The sequence below is a fragment of the Candidatus Magnetaquicoccus inordinatus genome, assembly GCF_004217665.1.
GTDB lineage: Bacteria > Pseudomonadota > Magnetococcia > Magnetococcales > Magnetaquicoccaceae > Magnetaquicoccus > Magnetaquicoccus inordinatus.
The window spans coordinates 1-6,873 of sequence record NZ_RXIU01000192.1; the positions used below are offsets into that span (position 1 = coordinate 1).

6 protein-coding genes are annotated in these 6,873 nt (G+C 55.4%); all 6 read left to right on the forward strand.

What is annotated here, in order from left to right:
- Positions 1 to 605 (forward strand): ATP-binding protein (locus tag EJP87_RS18925; protein ID WP_130472195.1); only part of this gene is annotated, 605 nt, incomplete at its 5' end.
- 335 nt (positions 606 to 940) lie between these two features.
- Positions 941 to 1,387 carry a response regulator gene (locus EJP87_RS12420; RefSeq protein ID WP_130472196.1) on the forward strand — a complete coding sequence of 149 codons (447 nt, stop codon included), beginning with the start codon at positions 941 to 943 and terminating at the stop codon, positions 1,385 to 1,387.
- Positions 1,374 to 3,935, forward strand: a complete 2,562-nt coding sequence (locus tag EJP87_RS12425; RefSeq protein ID WP_193771352.1) for a chemotaxis protein CheB — start codon at positions 1,374 to 1,376, stop codon at positions 3,933 to 3,935. Before EJP87_RS12420 ends, EJP87_RS12425 begins: the two co-directional genes overlap by 14 nt.
- Positions 3,936 to 3,966: 31 nt before the next feature.
- Complete coding sequence (locus EJP87_RS12430) at positions 3,967 to 4,737, forward strand: sensor histidine kinase (RefSeq protein ID WP_130472198.1); 771 nt, start codon at positions 3,967 to 3,969, stop codon at positions 4,735 to 4,737.
- Positions 4,737 to 5,150 carry a response regulator gene (locus EJP87_RS12435; protein WP_130472199.1) on the forward strand — a complete coding sequence of 138 codons (414 nt, stop codon included), beginning with the start codon at positions 4,737 to 4,739 and terminating at the stop codon, positions 5,148 to 5,150. The genes EJP87_RS12430 and EJP87_RS12435 overlap by 1 nt, the downstream gene beginning before the upstream one ends.
- A 4-nt stretch (positions 5,151 to 5,154) precedes the next feature.
- Entirely contained in the window at positions 5,155 to 6,744 is a 1,590-nt protein-coding gene (locus tag EJP87_RS12440; protein ID WP_130472200.1) for a CheR family methyltransferase, read from the forward strand.
- Positions 6,745 to 6,873 lie beyond the last annotated feature (129 nt).

Consider the following 6,873-nt stretch of genomic DNA (forward strand, 5'->3'; position numbering starts at 1 on the left):
ATGCCAATGCCCAGACAGAGCAGCCTGGGGCAGAGCCAAAGCTGTTGGAGTCTACAGAGCGCTTTGTGCTGTTGACGCTGGCGGTGACGGATACCGGTATTGGCATTGCGCCAGAGTGGCATGAGGCCATCTTTGATGCCTTTACGCAGGTGGATGGCAGCTCAACGCGCAAAAGTGGGGGGACCGGATTGGGTTTGGCGATTACCAAGCGTCTGGTGGAGTTGATGCACGGTCGCATTGTCCTGGAGAGTACACCGGGCAAGGGGAGTCGTTTTAGTGTGCACCTGGCTTTGGAGCGTAATCTGCAGATCTCGCGCCATGGGCTGCTGCCAGAGGGGGAGCCTGCGCTGCTTGCCGAAGAGCCGGTGACAGAGGGGGGCTCCGAAGAGGATGAGGAGACCAGTGGGTTATGGCAGGGATTATTGGCGGCGGTGGCACAGGGTGATTTGACCTTGATTGCCCAGCAGAGTGGACGTTTACGGGAGCTGTCGTCGGACAGTGAAATCCGCAGCAAGGCGTTTCATGTGGTATTGGCAGCCCGCCGGGGAGATTTGTCAGGGGTACAGAGCCGTGTCGAGCAGTTGCGCATGGTATTATACAAATGAGCCGAGTAACTATTCAGGTTCGTGCTGGTTCGCCAGCTCTACCCCCATGGGGATGCTGTGCGGATTGGCGCAAAAATGCGCGCCAATCCGCACAGCTTGCTTCCATTAGGCGCTTAAGCCGACGCAAAAAGCGCGTCGGCTTGTTGTGAAAGGCGCGCCAAAGGCAAAAGATTAAAAGCAAAATCCCAGGGATTCCATCCCTGGACCCGGCCAGGGAGGTGCCCTCCCTGGACCCGCAGTTGTGTTGGGTGGTGAATAGTTACTGAGCCGATAGGGTTTTGCTGCGGTGACAGGATGGGTTGCAGCCGCAAGAAGGGGCAGTGGGGTAACAGGTTATGAAGATGCTGGTCGCTGATGATGAGCTCAACAACCGGGTTTTGATGGGCCGTTTGTTGGAATCTTATGGTACGGTGGATATGGTGATTGATGGTCGGGAGGCGGTGGATGCCTTTTTGTTGGCGCATGCCGAGCAGGAGCCCTATGATCTCATATTCATGGATATCATGATGCCGACGATGGATGGGCATCAAGCGGTACAGACCATTCGCAGCCGGGAGGCGGAGTGGGGTATTGTGTCGCGGCAGGAGGTCCAAGTGATTATGGTGACCGCCTTGGATTCACCCAGGGAGGCGATGCGCTCCTATTATCATGATGGGTGCAGCGATTATATGACCAAACCGATCACCAAACAGAAGATTGAACATATCATGCAACGTGCTATCGGCAGAGCGGGAGAGGTGGATGCAGCAGGAGGGGGATCAGAGCAGCATGAGGGAGAGTGAACCCAATCCCATTCGGGTCTTGTTGGTGGATGCCTCGGCGTTGACCTTGGCGCTGTTGAAGCGTGCCCTGTCGTTGGTGAGTGTGATTCAGGTGGTGGGCAGCGTGCGGGGCACTCAAGAGGCGATGGAGCTGATTGCCGAAAGCGATCCGCATGTGGTCTGTGTGGGTTTGCAGTTGCAGGATGTGGAGGGGGCGGTTTTTGTCCGCGCCCTGATGGAGCGTTATCCGCGTTCGGTATTGGTGGTGGGGGCCGCATCGTTGCGCGACGGGGATGCAACCAACATCTTTCGCATGTTTGAAGCCGGGGCTTTGGATCTTTTTTTGGAACCTTTGGGCTGGCGCAGCGAGGATGTGGGTTCATTTTCTCGGGAATTGACCAGCAAAATTCGACTGTTGGCACGTTTGGATACCTTGCCGGATTTTTCCTGTGACAGCACCGTCAGTACCCTGCCCATGGTGGCCTTGCCGGCGGTCAATATGGTGGTGATGGGGGTTGGCATCGGTGGTATCAGTGCCTTGCGGGAGATTTTGGCCGCTTTGCCGGTCGATTTTGCGGTGCCGATCTTGTGTGTGGTGCATGTGCATCCGGTGTTGCAAACGGCGTTACCCCGTTGGTTGGGGGAGGTGACCCGTATGCCGGTGCAGATGGCAACTCATGGCGAGATGCCGATGCCTGGTTCCATCTATTTGGCGCCGGTAGGTCACCATTTATTGATTGATGCCCATGGACGTTTGGCCACTTTGGCGATTTCATCGGGGGTGTTGCCGGCACATTATGGCCACCATGGTGAGTTGCCTTCGATTCTGGTGGCTATGGAGTCGGTAGCCAACCGGTTGGGGGCGATGACCATTGGTGTGCTGCTCAGTGGTACCGGCGAAGATGGAGCGCGTGGTTTGGAGGCCATCTATCAGGCGGGCGGCTATACGGTGGCGATGGATGAGTCCTCGGCATTGGTCTTTGATCTGCCGGCTCGTCTTTTGGAGTTGGGGGCGGTGCGCAATCTGTTACCCTGCAGTGTCATTGCCCGCTCTTTGCAGACCTTGTTGGGCGGTACGGAGGGGGAACGCCCTTGCGGGCAGGTGGCAGAGCTCTCTGTGGGTGCGGCAACGCTGTTGGCCGATAGCCAGAGTGGTGGCGGGAGCGTCGCACTGACCAGCGGCGAGTGGCGTGCCGGCGAGGGGATTTTGATTGTCGAGGATTCGCCAACACAAGCCTATAAGCTGAAACGTTTTTTGCTGGAATCTGGCTTCATGGTGCGGGTGGCCAAGGATGGTTTGGAGGGGTTGCAGCAGGCCGAGCAGTTGCTGCCGCGTTTGATCATCAGTGATGTCTCCATGCCGCGCATGGATGGATTTACCCTGTGTCGGCAGATCAAGCAGGATGGTCGCCTTCACTCCATTCCGGTGATGTTGTTGACCGCTTTGACCAATCCCGAAGAGATATTGGAGGGTTTGTCGGCGGGAGCAGACAACTATTTGACCAAGCCCTGGGAGGGGACACAACTGTTGGCGGCGGTGCAGCGGGTGTTGCAGGCCAGTGATGCGCTGGAGCAGACAGAGGGTGGAATTGAGATCTCTTTTGCCGACAAAAGTTATACCATTACCTCCAGCCGTCGGCAGGTGCTGGATTTGCTCCTGGTGACCTATCAAAGGGCGGTCAAGCAGAATCGTGAGTTGATGGACAACCATTTGGAGTTGAAAATGCTCAACTCGCGTCTGGTGGATCAGGCGGCCCGTTTGGAGATGATCAACCAAAATTTGCAGGCGGAGGTGAACGAACGACGACGGATCGAGGCGGCGCAGGCGTTGACCATGCGTGAGCTGGAGGTGGCCAATCGGGAGTTGAACGATTTTGCCTATATCATTTCCCACGATCTCAAGGCCCCTTTTCGCGCCATTGGCTCCTTGACCAGTTGGTTGAGTGCCGATTTTGCCGATCGTTTGGGCGAAGAGGGGATGGAACTGGTCAAGTTGCTGCAGGGACGTGCCGATAGACTCAATGGGTTGATTGATGCGCTGATGGAATATGTGCGGGTGACCCGTTTGCATGAAGAGTTGCAGGATGTGGATTTGAACCGACTGGTAAACCGGGTGATCAAGGAGTTGCAGCCGCCAGAGGAGATGGAGATCAGCATAGATGACTCTTTGCCGAGCATTCGTTTTGAGCCCCGCCGGGCAGAGCAGATTTTTCACAGTTTGCTGGAGAATGCCATCCGTTTTATGGACAAGCGTTTGGGGATCATTCGTATCGCCTGTGTAGGCGAGGCGGCGACGGCAGAGGGTGTCGGGGCAGGTGCGCAGTTGCCGGGGAGTGGTGGCTGGTGGCATTTTTCGGTCCGCGACAATGGGCCAGGGATCGACGAGAGCCATTTTGAAAAAATTTTTGCGGTCTTTCAGACCTTGCAGGCGCGGGATCATCAGGAGAGCTCTGGCATGGGTTTGGCGTTGGTACGCAAGATAGTGGGTAAATTTGCCGGTAGGGTGTGGGTGGAATCCAAGGTGGGCGAGGGCTCTGTTTTTCATTTTACCTTGCCGAAAGAGCCTTGAACAGCAAGGCTTGCAAAGGAGAGATCGGCTGATGACGGAGACAAACGAGCAAGAGCGGGAGCGATTGATTCAAGAGCTGGAGCGCACCAACCAGGAGTTGCAACAGTTTGCCTATATCGTTTCCCATGATTTGAAAGCACCGTTGCGGGCGATTCATTCATTGGTGCAATGGATTGCCGAGGATTATGGACCTTTGTTTGATGATGATGGTCGTGAGCAGTTGGATCTGCTGCAAGGACGGGTGCGGCGGATGGATCAACTGATTGAGGGGGTGTTGCACTATTCGCGTATTGGGCGGGTGCGCGAGGAGTGGATTCCCGTCAATCTGCACAAGATGGTGACACAGATCATCGACCTGCTGGCACCACCGGCGCACATCACCATTCGCTTGGAAAACCGTTTGCCGGTGGTGATGTGTGAAGGGATACGCATGGGGCAGGTGATGCAAAATCTGCTCTCCAATGCCATCAAATTTATGGACAAAGCGCACGGAGAGATTGCTGTGCGCTGTGTGGAGGAGGAGTCTCTGTACCGTTTTATTGTTGCTGATAATGGTCCAGGAATTCCGGCCAAGGATCATGAGCGCATCTTTCAGATTTTTCAAACCCTGCACTCTGGCGACAGTTATGGCAGTGCCGGGATTGGTTTGACCTTGGTAAAAAAGATTGTGGAGCTGCATGGCGGCGAGGTGCATGTATTCTCGCCGCCTCGGCAGAGCTCCGCTGCTTGCGGCACCGAGTTTGAATTTACCTTGCCCAAACGACCGTTGGAAGAGGGTGCAGAGGAGGAGGGTGAAGAGTGATGAAGGGGATGAAGACGATTTTGTTGGTGGAGGATGATCGCGTTGATGCCATGACAGTAAAACGGGCATTGAAGGCGATTCATGTCAACAATCCCTTGGTGGTGATGGGCAATGGTGAAGAGGGGTTGGCCTGGCTGCATGATGGGGGCAACGATCTGCCCTGTATCATTCTGTTGGATTTGAACATGCCGCGCATGAACGGAATCGAATTTTTGGATGCCATCAAGAAAGAGGATCGCTTGCGCACGATTCCGGTGGTGATTTTGACCACCTCAAAAGATGAGTTGGATCGGGCACGCAGTTTTGACTTGGGAGTGGCGGGATATATGGTCAAACCGGTCGATTATGTGCAATTTGTCGATGTGATTCGCACCATCAATCTCTATTGGACCTTAAGCGAGCTCCCGGTATAGGCAGATGGATAGCGCGTTAGAAAAATTTTGCCGGATTATTCAGAGCCATACGGGCTTATTGGTTCCTGATCATGACCGCCCCTATTTGCGGGAAAAGTTGAGTCGGCGTTTGCAGGCGACACGCATAGGGGCCGAAGAGCTCTATTTGGCATTGCTGAGTGCCGATGGACCGGCAACCGAGGCGGAATGGCGCTCGTTGGTATTGGAGTTGACCACGGGCGAAAGCTATTTTTTTCGTGATTCCGGTCAGATGCGCCTATTGCGCGAGGTGATTTTTCCGGAGTTGATGCGTCAGCGTGCAGCAACGCGCTCTTTGCGCATTTGGAGTGCCGGTTGTTCGACCGGGGAAGAGCCCTACTCTTTGGCCATTATTCTGCACTCTTTGTTGGCGGGGGCTGGGTCGTGGCAGATTATGCTCAAAGGGACCGACATCAACGAATATGCCTTGCAAAAGGCGCGTGAAGGGCGCTACAGCCGTTGGGCTTTTCGCGGCGTCTCTGAAGAGCAGGTGGAGCGCCATTTTTTGCGCGGGCAGAACGAGTGGCAGGTGGATGCAACGATTCGCAACATGGTGGTCTATGAGCGGCTCAATTTGATCAAAGAGAGCTATCCCGATCCTGGCCGTGGTCTGTATGATTTGGATCTGATTGTCTGTCGCAATGTCTTTATCTATTTCAGCCATGAGGCCATTGCCGGAATCATGGCGCAATTTGCTGCCAGTTTGCGTCCGGGAGGATATATTTTGACCGGGCATGCCGAGGTGCAGCAACCGGTGTCACAACTGGTTGCTGCGGGAGTGTTGCCATTGGTAGCACGGCAATTTCCCGATTCGGTGATCTTTCAGCGCCCCCTGGAAGGGGATACCTCCTCTCTGACAGGCGCGAAGCAGCCTGGCGGCAGTATGGCCAGCTCTGTATCGTCGCTGCCGGTGGCAAAAATCCACCCGGTGCTTGCACGGCGTAAAGGGGGGGAGGTGCCCGATAAACTGGTGACAGAGAGAGCGTTAAACTTTTCTGTTTCCTCCTCTGTGAGCTCCTCTGCGTCTCCTTCTGCGAGCTTCCGGGTCAATGCGGCCCCCTCGTCCTCGCTCCAACCCTCGGCGGAAAAGCGTCTGCAGGAGGCGCGTGCCTTGTTTGACAAGGGGCAATATGCTGAGACCATTCGCCAGGCAGACTCTTTGACGCAGACAGGTGCAGTGGCTGGGGAGGCCAATATCTTGCTGGCCAGGGCGTATGCCAATGTGGGAGAGGCCAGCAAGGCGGAGCAGTGTTGTCGGGAAGCGTTGCGGCAGCGTCCTTTTGCGGCAGAGCCGCAATTTTTGCTGGCCAATCTGCTGCATGATCGTGGAGATAGCGCACAAGCCAAGGAGCTGTTAAAAAAGGTACTCTATCTGGATCGCAACCATGTCCCGGCCTATCTGCAATTGGCAGAGATTTTCCAGGAGGAGGGAGCAAGCGAGCGGGCCAGACAGATGCGCTTGGGAGCATTGGATGTGCTGCATGGTTTGCCGTTGGCCAACCGCCTGGAGCATTATGAGGAGTGGACGGTGAAGGAGTTGGTGGAGCAATTGGAGCGTCTGTTGGGAGAGCGCTAGAGTGTGGACAGTCGGGTGGAGCCATTATCAGTCGGGTCAGGGCAATCGCATTTGAAAATCAGAAAACTATTATGGAGGTCCAGGAGGAGATTATCTCCTCCTGGTGGGTGCAGGGCAAAGCCCTGCTGG